Origin of the sequence: Pseudomonas sp. FG1 (assembly GCF_034313875.1) — a bacterium.
Taxonomy (GTDB): Bacteria; Pseudomonadota; Gammaproteobacteria; order Pseudomonadales; family Pseudomonadaceae; genus Aquipseudomonas; species Aquipseudomonas veronii.
Map to the genome: position 1 here is coordinate 2870058 of NZ_JAVIWP010000001.1, position 21443 is coordinate 2891500.

Genomic DNA, 21443 nt, shown 5'->3' on the forward strand with positions numbered 1-21443 from the left:
TCTAAGGTGTTGCAAAGGGGTGCGACGATCAGTGCTGGATCTCTCGATCACGATCCAATTGGTAGGGCAGGTCAAGTAGCTGCAAAGCGGGACCTTCGAGGGTGCCTAAATGCACATCACCACTCTCGGCTGCTTCGGCTTGCAGAACCGCCAGAAGTTCCACCATTTGGTCAGCTTTTGCCGCGATCACCACCTCGCCGATCGAGCTGTTGTGGCTGGGAGAAAACAGCGGCGTGCCGGGCTCGGGCAATTCAGCGGCATTCAGGCTCAGGCGGTACAGGCGACGCTTGAGTTTGCCCAGGTATTGCATGCGCGCGACGATTTCCTGGCCGGTGTAGCAGCCTTTCTTGAAACTGACACCGCCCACGGCCTGCAGGTTGAGCATCTGCGGGATAAACAGCTCGCGGGTCTGCGGCATGACCTGGCCGATACCGGCGCGGACCTGGCCCAGCAGCCATTCGTTCAAGTCAGCCGGTTGCAACTGCGCGGCCAATTGGCTGCGCACGGCTTCGGCTTGCTCGGCGGGCGCCCAGAGTTCGACGCGACCAGGGGATACGCGGATGGCGATCAATTGTTCGCTGCGGGCGACGCTGTCGGTCGCGGCCGGCAGCTCCAGGCCCAGGCTCGCCAGGGCCTGATCCGCGTTCGCCAGGCCAAAACGTGCCCAGGCGGCGCTTTCGTCGGTGAGTTTGGATTTGGAGAACACCGCGTATTTCTTCAGGTCGGCCAGTTGCGGTTCCAGCAGCTCGGTGGCCATGGCCAAGAGCACGCCATCACCTTGCAGCAGGATGCGAAAGCTCGACTGCATGCGGCCTTTTTGCGTGCAGCGCGCGCCGAGGCTGGCCTGGGTGTCGCTCAGGTAGTTGAGGTTGCAGGTGAGTTGGCCCTGCAGGAACTTGGCAGCGTCGGCGCCGCGGACGGCGAGAACGCCTTCGTGGGTCAGTGGGCAGAAGAAAGCAGAGTCGGCCATGGGTCATCGCAGGTCAAAAAGTCTAGGTGCATCATAGAGGGGCGCCCGACAAATGGATAGTTTCTGTAGGGGGCGACCAAAGCCGACTGTTCCGCTGCCTTGGGGCCTGTATACTTGCAATCTATTTGAGGAGCGTTCCATGGTCGAAGATGTAGAACTCAATCGCCTCTACTGGCACAGCCGTCGCGGCATGCTTGAGCTGGACGTGTTGCTGGTGCCATTCGTCAGAGAGGTTTACTCGACCCTTAACGAGGCGGATCGCAACTGTTACGTGCGCCTGCTGGAATGCGAAGACCAGGACATGTTCGGCTGGTTCATGGAACGCTCCGAATCGGAAGACCCGGAGCTGCAGCGCATGGTTCGGATGATCCTGGATCGTGTCCAGCCCAAGTAATCCCGCCTTCGAATGCCGCTGGCAGGCCTCGCGGCTGTTGCTGGCGGCCTATCTCCTGGCCCAGTCGTCCGCACTGGGTGCGCTGCTGCTTGTCGATTTGCCTTATTCAAGCCTTGGCCTGTTGCTGTGCCTGGCTCACGCCGCCTGGGTTATCCCGCGCCATATCCGGCTGACTCACCGTTCGTCGATTCGCGGCCTGCGCCGTGACGAAAGCGGGTGGCAGTTGTGGAGCGAAGCGCGCGGCTGGCACCGCGTGCAACTGCGTCCCGACAGCCTGGCGTTGCCGTTGATCGTGGTGCTGCGCTATCGGGTGCAGGGCGAATGGGCGGTGCGGTCGATCTGTGTGCCCAAGGATTCGCAGGCCGCCGATGTACACCGGCGCCTGCGGGTTCGCCTGAAGTTCAGTCGGCGTAGGTGGTTGGCACCAGAATAGTATCGCGGGCCTCGGGCAGCATCTGCGGGTAGTCGAGGGTGTAATGCAGGCCCCGGCTTTCCTTGCGCTCCATGGCCGAGCGGATCATCAGCTCCGCCACTTGGGCCAGGTTGCGCAATTCGATCAGGTCGCGGCTGACTTTGTAGTTGCTGTAGAACTCGTCGATCTCATCCAGCAACAGTCGCACGCGGTGTTGTGCGCGTTGCAGGCGTTTGTTGGTCCGCACGATCCCTACGTAGTCCCACATGAAGCGTCGCAGTTCGTCCCAGTTGTGGGCGATGATCACGTCTTCGTCCGAATCGGTCACCTGGCTCGCGTCCCAGCGGGGCAGGGCGGCCGGGACGGGGATCTGCGGCAGTTGTTCAAGGATGTCTGCCGCCGCCGAACGCGCATAGACAAAACATTCGAGCAGCGAGTTGCTGGCCATGCGGTTGGCGCCGTGCAGGCCGGTGAAGCTGGTTTCGCCGATCGCGTACAGGCCGGGCACGTCGGTGCGCCCGTGTTGGTCGACCATCACGCCGCCGCAGGTGTAGTGCGCGGCCGGCACCACCGGGATCGGGCCTTTGGTGATGTCGATATTGAAGGCCAGGCAGCGCTCGTAGACCGTCGGGAAGTGAGTCTTGATGAACGCTTCGGGCTTGTGGCTGATGTCCAGGTAGACGCAGTCGATGCCCAGGCGCTTCATTTCATGGTCGATGGCGCGGGCGACGATATCGCGCGGGGCCAGTTCGGCGCGCGGGTCGAAGCGTTGCATGAAGCGCTCGCCATTCGGCAGTTTCAGGTGCGCGCCTTCGCCGCGCAGGGCTTCGGTGATCAGGAAGCTCTTGGCCAGCGGGTGATACAGGCAGGTGGGGTGGAACTGGTTGAATTCCAGGTTGGCCACCCGGCAGCCCGAGCGCCAGGCCATGGCGATGCCGTCGCCACAGGCACCGTCGGGGTTGCTGGTATAGAGGTAGACCTTGGCCGCGCCGCCCGAGGCGAGAATGGTGAAGCGCGCGCCGCAGGTGTCGACTTCGCCGCTGTTGCGGTTGAGCACATAGGCGCCGAGGCAGCGCTCGCCCGACAGGCCCAGGCGTTTCTCGGTGATCAGGTCGACGGCGACCCGTTGCTCAAGCAGTTCGATGTTCGGGCGTTGGCGGGCTTGTTCGAGCAGGGTCCTGAAGATCGCGGCCCCGGTGGCGTCGGCGGCGTGGATGATGCGGCGATGGCTGTGCCCGCCTTCGCGGGTCAGGTGGAACTCGAAGCCGCCGTCATCGCTGCCCGCGTGATCATCACGGGTAAACGGCACGCCCTGGTCGATCAGCCATTGAATGGCTTCGCGGCTATGTTCGACGGTAAAGCGCACCGCATCTTCGTGGCACAGGCCGCCGCCGGCGTTGAGGGTGTCTTCGACGTGGGACTGCACCGTGTCGGTGTCGTCCAGCACGGCGGCAACACCGCCCTGGGCCCAGAATGTCGAGCCATTGGCCAGGTCGCCTTTGCTCAGCACCGCAATGCGCAGGTGGCTGGGGAGGGTCAGCGCAAGGCTCAGGCCGGCTGCGCCGCTGCCGATCACCAGGACATCGTGTTGAAACTGTTGGCTCATTTGAAGGATTCCGCAAAAAGCGATCCACAGGGGCTGGCGCAAACAGGACGCCTGGATCGGCGAATCAAAGGGTCACACGGGCTACTAGTATATAGAGGGGGGGAGCGGCACAATAGCCGCGCATTCGTGGCAATGTGAAATTACGGTGCACGGCCAAGGTAAATGGACCGGTTATTGAAGTGGGAACTTTTTGCATAAGCCCCGACTCAATAGCAGGTTGCCCGAAAGCTGGGAAAACGTTGAGTTTATTGGCCCGTCGGGAGCATTGGACGCGTCAGGAAACCGGCGACAAGATTATTCGCGCAGCCGGCATTGCCCGCGCTGCGTTTTTCGTGTGTGCCAAATCAGTGCATGCCGGAAACTTGCTTGGAGGGGAGAACTTTTGCGGAAAGTCCGAGTCTATGTTTGCAAGCCTGATCGTTCAGTTATGCAAGCCTCCTTCAAGTACAACGAGGAGTGTTCATGCTAACCCAGGAAGAGGATCAGCAGTTGGTCGAGCGCGTTCAACGCGGCGACAAGCGAGCTTTTGATCTGCTAGTGCTGAAATACCAGCACAAAATTCTCGGGTTGATCGTGCGGTTTGTGCACGACACCCATGAAGCGCAGGACGTTGCACAGGAAGCCTTTATCAAGGCATACCGTGCGCTGGGCAATTTCCGCGGTGACAGCGCGTTTTACACGTGGCTCTACCGCATCGCCATCAACACGGCGAAGAACTATCTGGTGTCTCGCGGACGCCGCCCACCAGATAGCGATGTCAGTTCGGAAGATGCTGAATTTTACGATGGTGATCACGGCCTCAAAGATCTCGAGTCGCCGGAGCGTGCATTGCTGCGCGACGAGATCGAAGGCACCGTTCATCGCACTATTCAGCAACTGCCAGAAGATTTACGGACGGCGTTAACTTTACGTGAATTCGATGGTCTGAGTTATGAAGACATTGCGAGCGTCATGCAGTGTCCGGTGGGGACTGTAAGGTCACGGATTTTCCGGGCCCGGGAAGCCATCGATAAAGCCTTGCAACCGTTGTTGCAGGAAAACTAAAGACAGCGGCGACAGCCAAGAGAGGAACCGCCATGAGTCGTGATGCCCTGCAGGAATCGCTGTCCGCAGTGATGGATAACGAAGCGGATGAACTGGAACTTCGTCGGGTGCTCAATGCATTCGGTGATGCCGAAACCCGTGATACCTGGTCTCGTTACCAAGTCGCTCGGGCGGTGATGCACAAGGATCTTCTAATCCCTCGTCTGGATATTGCTGCGGCCGTTTCTGCTGCACTGGCTGATGAAGCCGTTCCGGCAAAAGCTGCGCGGGGGCCATGGCGTAGCCTGGGTCGCCTGGCAGTGGCCGCTTCGGTAACTGTTGCCGTTCTGGCTGGTGTTCGCCTGTACAACCAGGACGAAATCGCCGGTACCGAACTGGCCCAACAGACTCAGCAACCGATCATGGCTGGCCCGCAAGTCAAGGGCCCCGCCGTACTGGCAGGCTACAAGGAAAGCTCCGACACTACCGGCCCGATGGCGAACGGTGTGCTTCAAGGGCAATCCGGCTGGCAGGATCAGCGTCTTCCAGGCTACCTGCGCCAACACGCACAGGAATCGGCCTTGAAAGGTACTGAAAGCGCTCTGCCTTATGCTCGCGCGGCAAGCCTGGAAAACCGTTGAACCGTTGAGGAGCACTATGCGCGCCATACCGCTCCTTACGCTTTTGCTCAGTGGTTGGTTTGCACTCCCCGCCCACGCCGATGATGCCCAAGACTGGTTGACTCGACTTGGGCGTGCTGAGCAACAGCAAAGCTTCCAAGGTACGTTCGTCTACGAGCGTAACGGCAATTTTTCTACCCACGACATCTGGCATCGTGTCCAGGACGGTCAGGTTCGCGAGCGGCTTTTGCAGCTCGACGGCTCGGCTCAGGAAGTCGTGCGGGTAGACGGTCGGACGCAATGCGTCAGCGGCACTCTTGTCGCCGGCCTCAGCAATTCGCGTGATGCCCCTTCACGTGCGCTTGATCCGCAAAAAATCGCGCAATTCTACGAACTGGCCGTCATCGGCAAGTCTCGCGTGGCCGGTCGAAATGCGGTGATTGTGTCGATCACCCCGCGTGACCAATACCGCTATGGTTTTGAGTTGCACCTGGACCGCGAAACCGCGTTGCCCCTTAAATCCCTGCTGGTGAACGATCAGGGGCAGTTGCTGGAGCGTTTCCAGTTCACGCAATTGAACACCTCGGTCACGCCGGATGATCGCGACTTGCAACCCACTGGCGATTGCACGCCCATTGCAGTGGCCACGGCTAAAGCGCCAGAGGTGCAACCTGCCCAGGACTGGCATCTGGAATGGTTGCCGCCGGGTTTCCAGTTGACCAGCAGCAATGCGCGCAAAGACACCCAGACCAAAGCGACGGTCGACAGTCGGATGTATGAAGATGGGCTGGCGCGTTTTTCGGTATTTCTTGAGCCGATCGGCGAATCCGGCGTTACCGAAACCCGTACCCAGTTGGGCCCGACGGTGGCGGTGTCGCGTCGGCTGAATACGGTGGATGGCGAAATGATGGTCACGGTAGTGGGCGAAATCCCCATGGGCACCGCCGAGCGCATCGCGCTGTCGGTGCGCGGTGAAAAAAAACCAGCCGCCAAGCCGTGAATCGTTAATCTTATGTTCATCCTGGCCTTTCACCCTACGTCCATGCGAGGTTGGTTGCCGAGCGTAATGAAATGTCTGGATCAGCATTTTCACTTGCAAAAATCTCTCATATTTTTTATAGGTCAGGGCTTGTCGGCGCTGACCATGTTTTGTTCGCGGAACGGAGATGTCGGTCACAGTTTCCGGCGTTTCCAGAACCCTGTCGCCCAACCCTGCTCGTCGTAACGGGAGCTGTATGTCGATACCACGCTTGAAGTCCTATTTATCCATAGTCGCCACATTGTTGGTGTTGGGTCAGGCCGTGCCCGCGCAAGCGGTCGAGCTGCCTGATTTCACCCAATTGGTCGAGCAGGCCTCGCCTGCCGTGGTGAACATCAGTACCACGCAAAAACTGCCCGAGCGCAAAGTCTCCGACCAGCAGATGCCGGACCTGGAAGGCCTGCCGCCGATGCTGCGCGAGTTCTTCGAGCGTGGCATGCCGCAACAACGCGCGCCCCGTGGCGGTGGCGGTGGCCAGCGTGAAGCGCAGTCCCTGGGCTCGGGCTTCATCATCTCGCCCGATGGCTACATCCTGACCAACAACCATGTGATTGCCGACGCTGACGAGATCCTCGTCCGTCTGGCTGACCGCAGCGAGCTGAAAGCCAAGCTGGTCGGCACCGACCCACGTTCCGACGTGGCGTTGCTGAAGATCGACGGCAAGGACCTGCCTGTGCTGAAACTGGGCAAGTCTCAGGACCTGAAAGCCGGGCAATGGGTCGTGGCGATCGGTTCGCCGTTTGGCTTTGACCACACCGTGACCCAAGGCATCGTCAGCGCCATCGGCCGCAGCCTGCCCAACGAAAACTACGTGCCGTTCATCCAGACCGACGTACCGATCAACCCGGGTAACTCCGGTGGCCCGCTGTTCAACCTGAACGGCGAGGTGGTCGGCATCAACTCGCAGATCTACACGCGCTCCGGTGGCTTCATGGGCGTGTCGTTCGCCATCCCGATCGACGTGGCCATGGACGTTTCCAATCAACTCAAAAGCGGCGGCAAAGTCAGCCGTGGCTGGTTGGGCGTGGTGATCCAGGAAGTGAACAAGGACCTGGCCGAGTCCTTCGGCCTCGACAAGCCGGCCGGTGCGCTGGTCGCTCAGATCCAGGACGACGGCCCGGCAGCCAAGGGCGGCCTGCAAGTCGGCGACGTGATTCTGAGCATGAACGGCCAGCCGATCGTCATGTCGGCAGACCTGCCGCATTTGGTGGGCGCGCTCAAGGCGGGCAGCAAAGCCAAGCTGGAAGTGATCCGTGAAGGCAAACGCCAGAACGTTGAACTGACCGTCGGCGCCATTCCGGAAGAAGGCTCGACCCTCGATGCCCTCGGTAGCACCAAGCCGGGCGCCGAGCGCAGCAGCAATCGCCTGGGTATTGCCGTGGCCGAGCTGACGGACGAGCAGAAGAAGGCCTTCGACCTGAAAAGCGGCGTGGTGATCAAGGAAGTGCAGGACGGTCCTGCCGCGTTGATCGGCCTGCAGCCAGGCGATGTGATCACTCACCTGAACAATCAGGCCATCGACAGCACCAAGCAGTTCACCGACATCGCCAAGGCGCTGCCGAAGAACCGTTCGGTCTCGATGCGCGTCCTGCGTCAGGGCCGTGCCAGCTTCATTACCTTCAAGCTGGCTGAGTAACGTCGGCGCATCAAAAAGCCCCGCCTTCGTTTAACGAGGGCGGGGCTTTTTTGTGGGCGGTGGGTTTAGCCCATCATTCCTTTCACCAAGCGTTCCTGTTCGATCAGCTCACGCTGGCGTGCGTCGATACGTGACGACAGTGGGAAGTTGCTGCCGGCACGGCGCTTGGCGAAGTCCAGTTGTTGAATGGCTTGCTGGAAGTCGCCGACCAGGGCGAAGTACTCGGCGCGCGCCTGGTGCAGGCCGATGATATTGCCGGACAAGCCGCGCGTTTCGGCGACCTGGTACCACACGTCCGGATCGTCCGGGCGCGACTTGAGCAAACCGTCCAGGGCCTTTTCCGCATCGGCGGTGCGGTTCTGTTTGAGTAAAAGGTCCACTCGCACCTGGTTCAGCGGATAGTTGCCGGGGTACTGGGTGAGCATCCGGTCAGTGCGTTGCTGGGCATCCGGCAAGCGGTTGTTGGTGATGTCCAGCTCGATCTGCGCCAGGTTGTAGGTAATGTCGTTGGGCGACTTGGCCAACAGCGGGGCCAGGTTTTCCCGGGCTTCCTTGAGCTTGGTTCCCTTGATTTGGGCGATGGCCAGACCATAGCGCGCCACGTCGCTTTTCGGGTTTTCGTCCAGTTGGGCCTGGAAGCGCTTGGCGGCGAGGCCTGGCGTGTCTTCGTATTTCAGCTGCACCCGTGCGCGAATCAATTGATAACGCAGGCTGTCTTCGGTGCCGCCGAGCTTGGCCTGTTCGGCGCGGTTGCGGGTGTCGGCGATGCGCGATTCGGTCACCGGGTGAGTCAGCAGGAATTCCGGCGGCTTGGCGTCGAAGCGGTATTGACGCATCAGGCGCTCGAACATGGTCGGCATGGAGCGTGGGTCGTAACCGGCTTTCTCCAGGTTGAGGATGCCGATGCGGTCGGCCTCTTGTTCATTCTGGCGCGAGAAGCGCCGTTGTTCCTGGATCGCCGCGGCCTGGGTGCCGGCAATTGCAGCAATGCCGGCGTCGCCCGCACCGGCTGCGGCGGCAATGATGCCGCCGAGCATCGCGGCCATCATCGGGATCTGCATGCGCTGTTGCGCTTCGACGCCGCGGGCGAAGTGGCGCTGAGACAAGTGAGCCAATTCGTGGGCCAGCACCGAGGCGTATTCACCTTCGGTCTGGGCGTTGAGGAACAGCCCGCCGTTGACCCCGACGATACCGCCAGGCGCGGCAAAGGCGTTGAGCTGCGGGCTGTCGATCAGGATGAATTCCAGGCGGCGGTCATTGACCTGGCTGGTCTCCACCAGTTTGTACACGCTGGATTCGACGTAATCCTTGAGCTGCGGATCGTTGAGCTGCGCGACCTGGCCACGCAAATAGGCAAGCCAGGCGCGACCCAGTTGGTATTCCTGTTGTGGCGAGACAATGGCTGAGCTGGCGTCGCCAAGTGACGGCAGGTCGTCGGCAAAGGCCGGGGAGGCCAGCAGGCAGGCCAGCGTCAGCAGGGTGGGGCGCAAAAAAGTCATGCACAGAGCCTTTCGACAAAGAGCTTACTGTAGCCGGACACTGAGCGTCGGACCAGATATTCTAAGCAGCCTGAACGCTTGCCCGGAGTAAAACCATGACCGACGCTGTAGCCTTTGATGCCGAACTCGATGCCAGCGGCCTCAATTGCCCGTTGCCTTTGCTCAAGGCCAAACTCGAACTCAATCGATTGGCCAGCGGCGCGGTGCTCAAAGTCATCGCCACGGATGCCGGTTCCCAGCGTGATTTCCGCACCTTTGCCAGGCTGGCCGGTCATACCCTGGTGCATGAAGAAGACGCCGCCGGTGTCTACCGTTATTGGTTGCGCAAGGCCTGAAGCGTCCGCTTCCCACCACCCGAGGTTGATTGATGTTCAAAGTGTTACGAGACTGGATTCAGCGCTACTTCTCCGACGAGGAAGCCGTGGTGCTGGCGGTCCTGCTGTTCCTGGCCTTTACCGCCGTCCTCACCCTGGGCGGCATGCTCGCTCCGGTGCTGGCGGGGATGGTGCTGGCCTACCTGATGCAGGGGTTGGTCACCACCCTGGAGCGTCTGCGCTTACCGGGTGCGGCGGCAGTGGGGCTGGTATTTGCTTTGTTCATGGGGCTGTTGCTGGTATTTATCGTGGTGGTCGTGCCACTGCTGTGGCACCAGTTGATCACCCTGTTCAATGAGTTGCCCGGCATGCTCGCCAAATGGCAGTCGCTGTTGCTGCTGTTGCCGGAGCGCTACCCGCATCTGGTGTCGGATGAGCAGGTATTGCAAGCCATCGAAGTGGCACGCGGCGAGATCGGAAAGTTCGGGCAATGGGCGGTGACCTTTTCCCTGTCCAGCCTGCCGTTGCTGGTCAACATCATGATCTACCTGGTGCTGGTGCCGATCCTGGTGTTTTTCTTCCTCAAGGACCGCGCGATGATCGGCCGCTGGGTAAGTGGCTATCTGCCGCGTGAGCGTGCGCTGATCACCCGGGTGGCCGAGGAGATGAACCGGCAGATCGCCAATTACATCCGCGGCAAGGTGATCGAGATCATCATCTGTGGCGGCGTGACCTACATCGCCTTTATTGCCCTGGACCTGAACTACGCGGCGCTGCTGGCATTGCTGGTGGGCATTTCAGTGGTGGTGCCGTATGTCGGCGCGGTGGTGGTGACGGTGCCGGTCACGTTGATCGCCCTGTTCCAGTGGGGCTGGAGCGACCAGTTCATCTACCTGATGGCGGTGTACGGCATCATCCAGACCCTGGACGGCAACGTACTGGTGCCGCTGCTGTTCTCGGAGGCGGTCAACCTGCATCCGGTGGCGATCATCTGCGCGGTATTGTTGTTCGGCGGGTTGTGGGGGTTCTGGGGCGTGTTCTTTGCGATCCCCCTGGCGACGCTGTTCAAGGCGGTGCTGGATGCATGGCCGCGGCAGGAACCGGTGGTGGCGCCCTTACTCTGAAGCGAGGGGAGGGCGCGTGCGCCCTCTCCCGATGGTGCTCACGCGTTATGCAAAGCCTGGGCGGCCGCCAGCACGGCGTCCACATGCCCTGGCACTTTCACGCCACGCCATTCCTGGCGCAGTACGCCATCCTTGTCGATCAGGAAGGTGCTGCGATCCACGCCCAGGTATTCCTTGCCATACAGCTTCTTCAGCTTGATCACGTCAAACAGCTGGCAAACCGCTTCGTCCTTGTCGCTGATCAGCTCGAACGGGAATTCCTGCTTGCCCTTGAAGTTCTCATGGGACTTCACGCTGTCGCGCGACACGCCAAACACTTCGGTGTTGGCTGCCTTGAACGCTGCGTACTGGTCACGGAAACCCTGGCCTTCGGTGGTGCAACCCGGGGTGCTGTCCTTCGGGTAGAAGTAGATCACCACTTGCTTGCCCTTGAGGGCTGCGAGGCTGAAGGTCTGGCCGCTGGTGGCCTGGGCTTCGAAATCGGCTACGGGTTTGTCGATGACTACCGCCATGGGGGCTTCCTTACATTGGGTTCTGTGGGCGCCACGGCTCGATTAAGGCGTCGAGGTTCAGGGCATCGGCGAAGTCCAGGAACTGATCGCGCAGCCAACTGATCTGCACGCCGGCCGGCAAGGTCACGGTAAACGTGGCGTTGAGCATGGTGCCGCCGGTTTGCGGTGCCTGGTAGGTGTCGCAGGTGAGGTTTTCCAGCTCGACGTTATGGTCGATGAAGAACTGGCACAACTCGTTGACGATGTCCGAGCGGTAGGCCGAACTGACATACGCCACATAAGGCAGGGCCTGCGGGCGGTTTTCCAGCGCGGCGCTGCGTACCACATTGACGGTGAAGTCGTGCTTCTTGGCCAGGCCCGGCAGGCCGGTCTCCAGGCGTGCCAGGGCGTCCCAGGTGCCGGAAATCTGCAGCACCAGCGCACTGCACTCGCCATGGCGGGTGAGACGGGAGGTGACGACGGCGCAGCGGTTTTCATGGCTGGCGCGGCACAGGACGTTGGTCAGCTCCATGGGGTTGGCGCCGAGGGCACTGATAACAAGGAATTGTTCGCGAACTGTGGGGGTGGACATGCAGCCTTCCTAAAACGATGAGCGGTCGATACGGTGAGGGCTGTATCGATCAAAGCATGAAGGGTAGCGAAAAGCGTCGCCAAGGGATAGGAGGTGGCGTTTTCATTGCGTGATCGGCGGGTTTTTACCCCGTCTCGACCCGCACTTTCGCGCAATGATGGCAATGCCCGTCGTTTAGTTGCGCCAGAACGCATCCTCAGGCGGTACTTCGCTTGTACAAGCATCTTGGCGCCAGTACCATTACGGCTCTCTTTTTCCGGCAGGAGCGGTTGCATGATTGCGGGCAGTATGGTGGCACTGGTCACACCCATGGATGCACAAGGTCGTCTCGACTGGGATAGCCTGGGCAAACTGGTGGACTTCCACCTGCAAGAGGGCACCAACGCCATTGTGGCGGTCGGCACCACAGGTGAGTCGGCCACTCTCGACGTGGAAGAACACATCCAGGTCATCGAGTTCGTGGTCAAGCGTGTCGCGGGCCGTATCGCCGTGATCGCCGGTACGGGCGCCAACTCGACGCGTGAAGCGATCGAGCTGACCAGGAACGCCAAGAAAGCCGGCGCCGACGCCTGCCTGTTGGTGACCCCGTACTACAACAAGCCGACCCAGGAAGGCCTGTATCAGCACTTCCGCACCATTGCCGAAGCGGTCGATATCCCGCAGATCCTCTATAACGTGCCAGGTCGCACCGCGTGCGACATGAAGGCCGAGACCGTGATCCGCCTGTCCACCGTGCCGAACATCATCGGCATCAAGGAAGCCACCGGCGACCTGCAGCGCGCCAAGGACATCCTGGCAGGCGTGAGCAGCGACTTCCTGGTGTATTCCGGCGACGATGCCACCGCTGTCGAGCTGATCCTGCTGGGCGGCAAGGGCAACATCTCGGTGACCGCCAACGTGGCCCCGCGTGCCATGAGCGACATGTGCGCCGCCGCCCTCGCCGGCGATGCCGTGACCGCACGTGCGATTCACGAAAAACTGATGCCGCTCAACAAGACACTGTTTATCGAATCCAACCCTATTCCCGTGAAATGGGCGCTGTTCGAGATGGGCATGATGCCGGACGGTATCCGTCTGCCGCTCACCCGCCTCAGCGAAGCCTGTCACGAACCGCTGCGACAGGCCCTGCGCCAGTCCGGCGTCCTGGTTTAATTGAGGAAGCACTACGCATGAAGCGATTGGCCGGACTTTCCGCACTTGCCTTGATTATCTCCAGCACCAGCGGCTGCGGTTGGATCTGGGGCCCGGAAGGCTACTTCCGTGACCGCGGCAGCGATTACCTGGAAGCACAAGCAACCAAACCGATGCAACTGCCGCCGGACGTCAACGTCGCCAAGCGCCTTGACCCGTTGCTGCCGATTCCGCGCAATGTCGCCGACGACACCGCCAAGGGTGAGTACGTGGTGCCGCGTCCACAACCGATCTTGGCCGTGGCGAATACCAGCGACTACAGCCTGCAGAAGAGCGGCGACTCGCGTTGGATCGTGGCACAGCGCCCACCTGCCGAAGTCTGGCCGGTGGCGGTGCAGTTCTTCCAGGACAACGGCTTCCGCATCGACGAGCAGCGCCCGCAGACCGGTGAGTTCACCACGGCGTGGCAGCAAGGCAGCGAGCTGTCCGCCAGCATGGCCAAGCGTTTGCAGTCTGGCGGTATCGCCGCTGACAGCGAAGCCCGTGTACGTGTACGCATCGAGCCTGGCGTGCAGCGCAATACCAGTGAAGTCTATGTGGTCAGCGCCGAGCGTCCTGCCGGCAGCACATCCAACGTCGAGTTCACCAACCGCTCGGTCAACACCGGCGTCGACGCCGCACTGGTCGACGAGATGCTGGCCAGCATGAGCCGCATTTCCGAGAAGGGCGGTTCGATCTCCCTGCTCGCCGCACGCGATTACGACACCCCGAGCCGCGTCAGCCTCACCGAAGACGGCAGCGGCAACGTGGTGCTGAACCTGGGTGAAGACCTGGATCGTGCCTGGGCCAGTGTTGGTCGCGCGTTGGAACAAGGCCCCTGGCGTGTTGAAGACATCAACCGCAGCCTGGGCCTGTACTACATCAACGTGGCGGAAAAAGCCGAGAAGAAAGACGCCGAGCCAGGTTTTTTCAGCAAATTGTTCGGCAGCGCGCCGACCAAGGAAGAGATCGAAACCCGCGCCGAGCGTTATCAGATTCGTTTGAGCAAGGTTGGCGAAAGCGTGCAAGTCACCGTCGAGAAGAACATCAACACCGTTGCGCCAGCTGAAACAGCGCGCAAGGTGTTGGGCGTGATTCAGGACAACCTGGGCTGATCCGATGCGTTTTGCCGTTCTCGGCAGCGGTAGCCAAGGGAACGGCACGCTGGTCGCTCAAGACGACACGTATGTGCTGGTGGATTGTGGTTTCTCGTTAAGAGAAACCGAGCGGCGCCTGCTGCGCCTGGGGGTTCACCCCTCGCAGCTGAGCGCGATTCTGGTGACCCACGAACATGCCGACCATGTGCATGGCGTGGGTTTGCTGTCTCGGCGCTACAATCTTCCGGTGTACCTGAGTCGCGGCACCTTGCGCGGGATGCGCAAACCCATTGAACCCGCAGGCTTCCTGGCCGGTGGCGAGCAGTTGCAGATCGGTGCCTTGAGCATCGATGTGATTGCCGTGGCGCATGACGCCCAGGAGCCGACGCAGTATGTATTCAGTGGCGGCGAGCGACGTTTCGGCGTACTCACCGACCTGGGCTCCTACTGCGCCAAGGTGCTGGACGGTTACCGGGATCTCGATGCATTGATGATCGAGTCCAACCACTGCCGAGACCTGTTGGCTCGCGGTCATTACCCGTACTTTCTCAAGCAACGGGTGGGCGGCGAACTCGGGCATTTGAACAACCACCAGGCGGCGTACCTGGTGTATGAGTTGGGCTGGCAAGACCTGCAACACCTGGTCCTGGCCCACCTGAGCAGCAAGAACAACCTGCCGCAGCTGGCCCGGCAATGTTTTGTCGATACCCTTGGGTGCGACCCGGACTGGCTGCAACTGGCCGATCAAGATTCAGGGCTCGACTGGCGACACATCGCCTAGCCCACCTCACTCAAAGCGGAGCCCATCATGGAAAAACGTGAAGAACTCTACCGCGGCAAAGCCAAGTCGGTATACAAGACCGACGACGCCAACCGCCTGATCCTGCTGTTTCGCAACGACACTTCGGCGTTCGACGGCAAGCGCATCGAACAACTGGATCGCAAGGGCATGGTGAACAACAAGTTCAACGCCTTCATCATGCAGAAACTCGAAGCGGCCGGCATTCCGACCCAATTCGATAAACTGCTGAGCGACAACGAGTGCCTGGTCAAGAAGCTGGACATGATCCCGGTCGAATGCGTCGTGCGTAACTACGCCGCTGGCAGCCTGGTCAAGCGCCTGGGCGTGGAGGAGGGCCTCAAGCTCAACCCTTACACGTTCGAGCTGTTCCTGAAGGACGACGCCAAGGGCGACCCGTTCATCAACGAATCCCACGTCGTGGCGTTCGGCTGGGGCACCGCCGAGCAACTGGCGCGCATGAAGGAACTGTCCCTCAAGGTCAACGACGTGCTGAGCAAGCTGTTCGACGACGCCGGCCTCTTGCTGGTCGACTTCAAGCTTGAATTCGGCGTGTTCCACGACGGCTCCATCGTCCTGGGCGACGAATTCAGCCCGGACGGCTGCCGCCTGTGGGACAAAGACACCAAGAAGAAGATGGACAAAGACCGCTTCCGCCAAGGCCTCGGTGATGTGATCGAAGCCTACGAAGAAGTCGCCAAGCGCCTCGGCGTACCGCTGTAATCGACGCAAGCATCTGATAGCACGGAAAAAAATCGCTTCGGCGCTTTGCTTTCCAGAGACAGGCTGTTATGATGCGCGCCGTTGGAGAGATGCCAGAGTGGCCGAATGGGACGGATTCGAAATCCGTTGTACCTTCACCGGTACCTAGGGTTCGAATCCCTATCTCTCCGCCATTATTAAAAAGTCCTTATAAATCAATGATTTAGAAGGATTAGAAAATGGCGATTTGTAGCAGTCATTTGTAGCAAAATTTGTAGCGAATTTTGATTGCAAGCTGACCTACAGATCGCCATTTTTTTTCGCCTGCCGTTTGACCTTTCTGCTGCTCGTTCTGAGCTTCTTTGGCCTCCGTGGCTACCTATGCCTATTTGCTGATGTTCTGGTGCCTCTAGAGAGGCTCTGAGCCGTTATCCTGCTTGGTTCTGGATCGAGGTCGCTGAAGGTGCGGGGACTTGTACCCGTGCCTTTGGGGGCCGAAAAGCAGATCTATTTCGGATATGGTATCTCTGCCAGTGGGCAGACGTGCAAAAGCTGCACTGGCGTATGGGCCGTATCATCTGATACGACTTTTCTATTCCTCAAGGTAATACAGTAGACGTTTAAACGACTTGAAAGTTGGAGAAATGAATGGACAAGGAATATGTAGTGGATTTTGATGAGTGGGTAAAACCATTCGGTAAAGTTTCTCAACATTTGGATGAGGATTTTTCAAGTCTATTGACAGAGCTGTTACACCTAATTAGGGGGACTAACGTCACACATAGTTCCGATAAAACAAACATCGAAGACAGCAAGATGAAGTTTGTGGCGAATATACATGCTGAATGGAAAAAGGCTGAAAAGCTGATTTCTTCGAATGTTTATGTTTGTCTTTGTGATATTGAAGAGATTGAGAAGAGGAAAATAAAATTTCACATTGATAAAGATTTCGAAAATAAGAAAATATGTATCAGGCAAATAAAGGATAAGTCTGTGCGTATTAGGATATTAAGGCGTTTTTATGATGCGATAGTTTGGTCGTTTATGCGAGGGGAACACTCTACTATAAGGAGGTTCTTTACTCCGTCTAATATTGATAATCTATCCAAGAAAAATATTGAAGATGGTTCTGGCTTTTTAGAAAAAGCTAACGCTGATAGATTTAATATTGCTATAAATGCCGATATTACTACGTTTATGCATTCTGGTGATGCTCTTGTATTCAATCCGTTCAAAGGGACTACTTTGGTTGAAGTAAAGACCGGTCATAAGAACAGTAAAATATGCGAAGATGTAAGGAAGTATACCTCTCCCGAAAATCTTTCTCAGGTTGATGAGTTTGTTGCCGGCTTAAATGAGAAAGATAGGCAGCAGTTTGGTAGGATAAGAAAGCAGTTAGAGCTAAGCCGTAGTATTGTAGATGTATTAAATAACGGGATAGGGGTGGATTACAGCACGGGACAAAATGTGGTCACACCAACAACAAGTATCGCCTCGGATTTTTTTTCAACGGAAATTGTTTCTCTTTATGAGTCACTTTCCGAAAAGAAAACGTGGGCAATTGATGTTATAGATGAATGCCTGTATTTGGGAGTGTACTCGGACCAACGCTCGGCTATTTTAGGGTTTAACGGCTGGATGGGGGTGATGGAGTGTAAGTCTCCAGTCTTTAACATACTTGATTTTTTGAAGGACCCACTGGCACCGCCTCTACCTTATTTGGATTTACCGACACCATTGCTCGACGACATAATGAAAGATAAGGTTGTGGTTGTGATGTGTCTCGATGTTGTAAGTTTTATTGAAAAGGTGAATGAAAAATACGGTGATTATCTGTTTTTTCTAGAAAAGAAAGAAAGTAGAAAGCATTTGGATAGCTTGAATGCAATGTGGTCATATAAAGGTCGGGTGGTTGGTTATAAAAACGGCACAGGTACCGGAGTGTTGGGTTATGGGGTAGTTACCCGAATTCTTTACGATTTTCAAAGACCGTTGAATATGATTGCCCAGCTCAAAGATTTAGACGCTAGGTCAGGCTCTGTCGGCGGAGCTTAATCACTCTAAGCATGTGTGGAATATATACGTTAGGTCATTCCTACGGCGTAGGAATGATATTTTATTATGGCTTCATTTTTTCCATTATGCATTTTTTGTATTCGTCTGCGTCTGTATCTATTTTTGTTTTTGCTGCTTCCCAATGCTCTTTGTAAGTCGCCCTGTATCGCTCAATTAGTGTAAGGGTAATATTGTTAAGGTTTTGTTGTTTTACTTTATTGTCGGGTCTGCCGAACTCTCGCACTAATACATCGTTGGAGATTGATTTGCAGCCAGAAAACCCTGCTATCAGTTTCTTGGCGAGGCTTGAGGTCAATCTTAAATCAGGAAATTCCTCCATTTCTACCAATTTTATAAAAATAACTAAAAATTTTTGACGCTCTCTTCTTTTGAAACCGCCAACTAGACCGCCTATTTTTCCTGCATACTCCGCCTTATTCATGTTAGAAATCCTCTATTGTTCTTATACAATTACCATAGGTTTTGTATAAGTCAATGCTTCAAGGTTATATCTCCGAACCTATAACATTGCTTCGGGGATATGATTTGTAGGAAGTTGGATATTCTCATTATTTTCAATTTTGAACGTGACCAATACCCTGCGTTTTTTTGTGAAATTCATGTGAGGGCGATTTTTGAGTTTTTTCGCTGTCGTTTTTTGCTCTGCTTTGTGGCAAATATCAACTAAGTGATTTACTTAAGGTTGACCCCTATTTAACTATTAAGGTTGAACCTTATATTTATTTTGATTTTGCTATTGACAAGGTATTTTGCTGTTTTTAAGCCATAAATCGACGGCCGAAAAATGCGATATATCCAAAAATATGATATAAAGTTGTAAAATTCTTTAAGCGTGTTTTTAAAGAAATTACGGTTTCCTAAAAGCTGGTTTTTTGGTGCTGGGCCAAATTGCTTTCGGGATATATTGGCTCATCCGCTCAGTGGATATCATTCACCGAACTTGATGAATGACAAAAGTGTGAAATTTTCATCAGGAAAGAAAGTTGATATGTATTATATATAATACATATAGGTTGGGGGATATATCTCCGAAGCATAGTAAGCTATGGGGTAGGGTTGGGCACGTGATTATGTATTTTAAGTGGGTCGTTTAACTTTGTGGTGTCTTCGTATCAATCGAGTAAATCCAAGCCGCTTTTGACCATTTCCGTGCGTTCTATGGCTATCGGCATATAGGTCTTAGGTGTAGGTATGTGGTTCGGATGGAAGGGAAGGGGGATGGGGTGGAAAGAAGAAACACCCTCACCGGGTGCTATTATCTGATATAGTGTTGCCGCTGACCGAAAACTGACCCAGTAGAGGCTCTTCTGCCGACTGAAAACTGACCCAGGTGTTCAACTGCTTCTGCTCACTTTTCGAGCAGGAGAACACAGGGTGATCAGCATGGAAATGTTGGGAAAAATCCGGCGGATGTACTTCCGCGACAAGCTCTCGCTGCATCAGATAGCCAAGCGTACCGGGCTGTCGAGAAACACCATCCGAAAATGGGTCAGAGCGCCCGAAGCCATTCAGCCAGCGTACCAACGGTGCGCAACCTTCAATAAGCTCAGCCCTTTTCACGAGACCCTGGAGCAGGCGCTCAAGGCCGATTCGTTCCGGCCAAAACACAACCGCAGGAGCGCCAAAGCACTTTTTGAGCAGATCAAAGCCGAGGGTTATGACGGCGGTTACAGCCAGCTCACGGCGTTTGTGCGCTCTTGGCGAGGCGAGCAAGGCAAGTCTTTACGCGCTTTTGTACCGCTGACGTTTGCGCTCGGTGAGGCCTTTCAATTTGACTGGAGCGAAGAAGGTCTGCTGATCGGTGGTCTTTTTCGACGTATCCAGGTCTCCCACATGAAGCTGTGTGCCAGCCGCGCATTCTGGTTAGTTGCGTACCCCAGCCAAGGCCACGAGATGCTGTTTGATGCCCACACCCGTTCGTTTGGAGCGTTGGGTGGTGTGCCGCGTCGCGGCATCTACGACAACATGAAAACGGCTGTCGACAAGGTCAACAAAGGCAAAGGGCGCACGGTCAACGCCCGGTTTTCCGTGATGTGCGCGCACTATCTGTTCGATCCGGACTTCTGCAACGTGGCCTCTGGCTGGGAAAAAGGCATCGTCGAAAAGAACGTTCAGGACAGCCGGAGGCGAATCTGGCTCGATGCTCAAAACTGTATGTTTCACACCTTCGAGGAACTGAATGTCTGGCTCGGCCAACGTTGTCGGTCGCTCTGGAGCGAACTGGTGCATCCGCAGTACAACGGGCTGACGGTGGCCGAGGTCTTAGAGCTGGAGCAGGTCGAAATGATGCCAATGCCGACGGCATTTGATGGCTACGTCGAGCGTACCGTGCGGGTCTCCAGCACCTGCCTGATCAGCGTGGCGCGAAATCGCTATTCAGTGCCATGTGAGCGCGTCGGCCAGTGGGTCAGTAGCCGTTTGTACCCTTCGCGGATCGTGGTCATTGCTGACGAAACGGTGATCGCCAGTCACGAGCGCCTCTTTGATCGAGATCAGGTCAGTTTTGACTGGCAGCACTACATCCCACTCATCGAACGCAAGCCTGGTGCATTGCGCAACGGTGCGCCATTTGCTGATCTGCCAAAACCGTTACGGCTTCTCAAACGAGGACTGAGGCGTCACACCAACGGTGATCGAATCATGATGCAGGTACTGGCTGCTGTGCCAATTGCGGGGCTCGAACCTGTGCTGGTGGCGGTGGAGCTGGTACTTGAATCGGGAAGTCTGAGCGCCGATCACATCCTCAATGTCCTTGCCCGCCTGACCTCCACCGCACTACCTCCCAGTGTAGAAACCAGCCTGCAACTCAAGGTCGCGCCTGTTGCCAATACAGCACGCTACGACCGGCTCCGTGCGACCGATGAGGAGAATCGCAATGCGTGACCTAATGACTGAACTCAAAGAACTTCGCCTGCACGGCATGGCCAGTGCTTGGGAAGAACTGGTCTCTCAAGGAACAGCGTCGACGGCTTCATCGAAATGGCTGCTGGAACATCTGCTTCAGCAGGAACATGCGGATCGCGCGGTGCGCTCGGTGAATCATCAGATGAACATGGCAAAACTCCCCATGCACCGTGACTTAGCTGGCTTTGACTTCAGCGCTTCCAGCGCTGATGCCCGGCTGGTCAGCGATCTATCCAGCTTAGCGTTCACTGAAACGGCGCAGAATGTCGTGTTCATTGGCGGCCCTGGAACCGGGAAAACACACCTGGCCAGTGCCTTGGCTGTATCCGGAATCACGGCCCACAACAAACGCGTGCGCTTCTTTTCCACGGTGGATCTGGTGAATCTGCTGGAGCGTGAGAAGTACGATGGCAAGGCAGGGCGAATCGCCCAGGGACTGCTTCGCACAGACCTGGTGATACTGGATGAGCTGGGATATTTGCCCTTTAGCCAAAGCGGCGGTGCCCTGTTATTTCACCTGCTGTCCAAACTGTACGAACACACCAGCGTGGTCATCACCACCAACCTCAGCTTCTCGGAATGGTCGAGTGTGTTTGGCGACGCCAAGATGACCACCGCGTTGTTGGATCGGCTGACACATCACTGCCACATCGTCGAAACGGGCAACGAGTCCTACCGCCTACAACACAGCACCTTGGCCGCCCAGACAAAGATCAAGTCACGGGAACGAAAGCGCAAGGACGGAGATGATGTCGAGGACGATGAGCCATTTTGATCCGCACCATAAATACCCTGCTGCATGCCTACATGCGGTGGGGGTTGATGCGTCTTGAATCGGCCCACTGCTGCTAAGCTTATCCACAATTGCTGGGACAGAAATCAGCAATCCGTCCTGGGTCAATTTTCAATCGGCAGGGTGGGTCAGTTTTCAATCAGCGCCAACAAATTTTCGGCGTCCATGGGAAAATTCCTTAG

Annotated in this window: 21 protein-coding genes and 1 tRNA gene; 16 read left to right on the plus strand and 6 right to left on the minus strand. The window is 57.0% G+C overall.

Annotated features, from left to right (window positions below):
* Positions 1–28 precede the first annotated feature (28 nt).
* A complete protein-coding gene (locus tag RGV59_RS13175; protein ID WP_026139781.1) occupies positions 29–970 on the minus strand; it encodes a YgfZ/GcvT domain-containing protein in 942 nt (313 codons plus the stop codon).
* Positions 971–1109: 139 nt separating this feature from the next.
* On the opposite strand from RGV59_RS13175, the gene RGV59_RS13180 reads away from it, so the two are divergent.
* Positions 1110–1364: a succinate dehydrogenase assembly factor 2 gene (locus tag RGV59_RS13180; RefSeq protein WP_017844908.1), complete on the plus strand. Its 255-nt coding sequence runs from the start codon at positions 1110–1112 to the stop codon at positions 1362–1364.
* Positions 1348–1797 carry a protein YgfX gene (locus RGV59_RS13185; protein ID WP_017844909.1) on the plus strand — a complete coding sequence of 150 codons (450 nt, stop codon included), beginning with the start codon at positions 1348–1350 and terminating at the stop codon, positions 1795–1797. Before RGV59_RS13180 ends, RGV59_RS13185 begins: the two co-directional genes overlap by 17 nt.
* Here the strand turns inward: RGV59_RS13185 and nadB are convergent.
* Complete coding sequence (gene nadB, locus RGV59_RS13190) at positions 1766–3382, minus strand: L-aspartate oxidase (protein ID WP_126585701.1); 1617 nt, start codon at positions 3380–3382, stop codon at positions 1766–1768. The genes RGV59_RS13185 and nadB overlap by 32 nt on opposite strands.
* A gap of 462 nt (positions 3383–3844) precedes the next feature.
* Between nadB and rpoE the strand changes: the two genes are divergently transcribed.
* The 4 genes from rpoE to RGV59_RS13210 all read left to right on the plus strand — a co-directional run bounded on the left by rpoE (position 3845) and on the right by RGV59_RS13210 (position 7700).
* Positions 3845–4426, plus strand: coding sequence for an RNA polymerase sigma factor RpoE (gene rpoE / locus RGV59_RS13195; RefSeq protein ID WP_003172477.1), 582 nt, complete (start codon positions 3845–3847; stop codon positions 4424–4426).
* A gap of 32 nt (positions 4427–4458) precedes the next feature.
* Entirely contained in the window at positions 4459–5046 is a 588-nt protein-coding gene (locus RGV59_RS13200) for a sigma-E factor negative regulatory protein (protein ID WP_017844911.1), read from the plus strand.
* 16 nt (positions 5047–5062) lie between these two features.
* Positions 5063–6025: a MucB/RseB C-terminal domain-containing protein gene (locus RGV59_RS13205; RefSeq protein ID WP_126585702.1), complete on the plus strand. Its 963-nt coding sequence runs from the start codon at positions 5063–5065 to the stop codon at positions 6023–6025.
* A gap of 235 nt (positions 6026–6260) precedes the next feature.
* Positions 6261–7700, plus strand: a complete 1440-nt coding sequence (locus RGV59_RS13210) for a DegQ family serine endoprotease (protein ID WP_126585703.1) — start codon at positions 6261–6263, stop codon at positions 7698–7700.
* A 65-nt stretch (positions 7701–7765) separates the two neighbouring features.
* On the opposite strand, the gene RGV59_RS13215 is transcribed toward RGV59_RS13210, so the two are convergent.
* On the minus strand, positions 7766–9199 hold the full coding sequence (locus tag RGV59_RS13215) for a M48 family metalloprotease (protein WP_046384367.1): 1434 nt from the start codon (positions 9197–9199) through the stop codon (positions 7766–7768).
* A gap of 95 nt (positions 9200–9294) precedes the next feature.
* On the opposite strand from RGV59_RS13215, the gene RGV59_RS13220 reads away from it, so the two are divergent.
* Together RGV59_RS13220 and RGV59_RS13225 are read left to right on the plus strand one after the other, a co-directional pair.
* The gene (locus RGV59_RS13220; RefSeq protein ID WP_017844915.1) at positions 9295–9534 is read left to right on the plus strand and encodes a sulfurtransferase TusA family protein; all 240 of its coding nucleotides are present in this window, start codon (positions 9295–9297) and stop codon (positions 9532–9534) included.
* 32 nt (positions 9535–9566) lie between these two features.
* A complete protein-coding gene (locus tag RGV59_RS13225; protein ID WP_017844916.1) occupies positions 9567–10637 on the plus strand; it encodes an AI-2E family transporter in 1071 nt (356 codons plus the stop codon).
* A gap of 38 nt (positions 10638–10675) precedes the next feature.
* Here the strand turns inward: RGV59_RS13225 and RGV59_RS13230 are convergent, their stop codons facing one another.
* Positions 10676–11149 (minus strand): peroxiredoxin, encoded by a 474-nt coding sequence (locus RGV59_RS13230; RefSeq protein ID WP_046384366.1) that lies wholly within the window; start codon positions 11147–11149, stop codon positions 10676–10678.
* 10 nt (positions 11150–11159) lie between these two features.
* Positions 11160–11720 carry a glycine cleavage system protein R gene (locus tag RGV59_RS13235; RefSeq protein WP_003172487.1) on the minus strand — a complete coding sequence of 187 codons (561 nt, stop codon included), beginning with the start codon at positions 11718–11720 and terminating at the stop codon, positions 11160–11162.
* A gap of 273 nt (positions 11721–11993) precedes the next feature.
* On the opposite strand from RGV59_RS13235, the gene dapA reads away from it, so the two are divergent.
* From dapA to RGV59_RS13265, 6 genes are all read left to right on the plus strand, one after another.
* Positions 11994–12872 (plus strand): 4-hydroxy-tetrahydrodipicolinate synthase, encoded by an 879-nt coding sequence (dapA, locus tag RGV59_RS13240; protein ID WP_017844918.1) that lies wholly within the window; start codon positions 11994–11996, stop codon positions 12870–12872.
* Positions 12873–12889: 17 nt separating this feature from the next.
* Positions 12890–14005 (plus strand): outer membrane protein assembly factor BamC, encoded by a 1116-nt coding sequence (bamC, locus tag RGV59_RS13245; RefSeq protein WP_017844919.1) that lies wholly within the window; start codon positions 12890–12892, stop codon positions 14003–14005.
* A 4-nt stretch (positions 14006–14009) separates the two neighbouring features.
* Entirely contained in the window at positions 14010–14768 is a 759-nt protein-coding gene (locus RGV59_RS13250; RefSeq protein WP_017844920.1) for an MBL fold metallo-hydrolase, read from the plus strand.
* Between the two features lie 27 nt (positions 14769–14795).
* Positions 14796–15509, plus strand: a complete 714-nt coding sequence (gene purC, locus RGV59_RS13255) for a phosphoribosylaminoimidazolesuccinocarboxamide synthase (protein WP_017844921.1) — start codon at positions 14796–14798, stop codon at positions 15507–15509.
* 83 nt (positions 15510–15592) lie between these two features.
* Positions 15593–15682 (plus strand) — tRNA-Ser (locus tag RGV59_RS13260).
* Between the two features lie 454 nt (positions 15683–16136).
* On the plus strand, positions 16137–17543 hold the full coding sequence (locus RGV59_RS13265; RefSeq protein WP_322246955.1) for a hypothetical protein: 1407 nt from the start codon (positions 16137–16139) through the stop codon (positions 17541–17543).
* Between the two features lie 64 nt (positions 17544–17607).
* Here the strand turns inward: RGV59_RS13265 and RGV59_RS13270 are convergent, their stop codons facing one another.
* Complete coding sequence (locus RGV59_RS13270; protein WP_046071426.1) at positions 17608–17985, minus strand: hypothetical protein; 378 nt, start codon at positions 17983–17985, stop codon at positions 17608–17610.
* A 962-nt stretch (positions 17986–18947) separates the two neighbouring features.
* Between RGV59_RS13270 and istA the strand changes: the two genes are divergently transcribed.
* Together istA and istB are read left to right on the plus strand one after the other, a co-directional pair.
* The gene (gene istA, locus RGV59_RS13275) at positions 18948–20447 is read left to right on the plus strand and encodes an IS21 family transposase (RefSeq protein WP_102619021.1); all 1500 of its coding nucleotides are present in this window, start codon (positions 18948–18950) and stop codon (positions 20445–20447) included.
* Positions 20440–21243: an IS21-like element ISPsy20 family helper ATPase IstB gene (istB, locus tag RGV59_RS13280; RefSeq protein ID WP_029241171.1), complete on the plus strand. Its 804-nt coding sequence runs from the start codon at positions 20440–20442 to the stop codon at positions 21241–21243. Before istA ends, istB begins: the two co-directional genes overlap by 8 nt.
* Positions 21244–21443: the final 200 nt, after the last annotated feature.

What these genes read in the sequence shown, in the direction of transcription:
- RGV59_RS13175 (WP_026139781.1), bottom strand. Translation starts at nt 970, where the DNA reads ATGGCCGACTCTGCTTTCTTCTGCCCACTGACCCACGAAGGCGTTCTC.
- RGV59_RS13180 (WP_017844908.1), top strand. Translation starts at nt 1,110, where the DNA reads ATGGTCGAAGATGTAGAACTCAATCGCCTCTACTGGCACAGCCGTCGC.
- nadB (WP_126585701.1), bottom strand. Translation starts at nt 3,382, where the DNA reads ATGAGCCAACAGTTTCAACACGATGTCCTGGTGATCGGCAGCGGCGCA.
- rpoE (WP_003172477.1), top strand. Translation starts at nt 3,845, where the DNA reads ATGCTAACCCAGGAAGAGGATCAGCAGTTGGTCGAGCGCGTTCAACGC.
- RGV59_RS13200 (WP_017844911.1), top strand. Translation starts at nt 4,459, where the DNA reads ATGAGTCGTGATGCCCTGCAGGAATCGCTGTCCGCAGTGATGGATAAC.
- RGV59_RS13205 (WP_126585702.1), top strand. Translation starts at nt 5,063, where the DNA reads ATGCGCGCCATACCGCTCCTTACGCTTTTGCTCAGTGGTTGGTTTGCA.
- RGV59_RS13210 (WP_126585703.1), top strand. Translation starts at nt 6,261, where the DNA reads ATGTCGATACCACGCTTGAAGTCCTATTTATCCATAGTCGCCACATTG.
- RGV59_RS13215 (WP_046384367.1), bottom strand. Translation starts at nt 9,199, where the DNA reads ATGACTTTTTTGCGCCCCACCCTGCTGACGCTGGCCTGCCTGCTGGCC.
- RGV59_RS13220 (WP_017844915.1), top strand. Translation starts at nt 9,295, where the DNA reads ATGACCGACGCTGTAGCCTTTGATGCCGAACTCGATGCCAGCGGCCTC.
- RGV59_RS13225 (WP_017844916.1), top strand. Translation starts at nt 9,567, where the DNA reads ATGTTCAAAGTGTTACGAGACTGGATTCAGCGCTACTTCTCCGACGAG.
- RGV59_RS13230 (WP_046384366.1), bottom strand. Translation starts at nt 11,149, where the DNA reads ATGGCGGTAGTCATCGACAAACCCGTAGCCGATTTCGAAGCCCAGGCC.
- RGV59_RS13235 (WP_003172487.1), bottom strand. Translation starts at nt 11,720, where the DNA reads ATGTCCACCCCCACAGTTCGCGAACAATTCCTTGTTATCAGTGCCCTC.
- dapA (WP_017844918.1), top strand. Translation starts at nt 11,994, where the DNA reads ATGATTGCGGGCAGTATGGTGGCACTGGTCACACCCATGGATGCACAA.
- bamC (WP_017844919.1), top strand. Translation starts at nt 12,890, where the DNA reads ATGAAGCGATTGGCCGGACTTTCCGCACTTGCCTTGATTATCTCCAGC.
- RGV59_RS13250 (WP_017844920.1), top strand. Translation starts at nt 14,010, where the DNA reads ATGCGTTTTGCCGTTCTCGGCAGCGGTAGCCAAGGGAACGGCACGCTG.
- purC (WP_017844921.1), top strand. Translation starts at nt 14,796, where the DNA reads ATGGAAAAACGTGAAGAACTCTACCGCGGCAAAGCCAAGTCGGTATAC.
- RGV59_RS13265 (WP_322246955.1), top strand. Translation starts at nt 16,137, where the DNA reads ATGGACAAGGAATATGTAGTGGATTTTGATGAGTGGGTAAAACCATTC.
- RGV59_RS13270 (WP_046071426.1), bottom strand. Translation starts at nt 17,985, where the DNA reads ATGAATAAGGCGGAGTATGCAGGAAAAATAGGCGGTCTAGTTGGCGGT.
- istA (WP_102619021.1), top strand. Translation starts at nt 18,948, where the DNA reads ATGGAAATGTTGGGAAAAATCCGGCGGATGTACTTCCGCGACAAGCTC.
- istB (WP_029241171.1), top strand. Translation starts at nt 20,440, where the DNA reads ATGCGTGACCTAATGACTGAACTCAAAGAACTTCGCCTGCACGGCATG.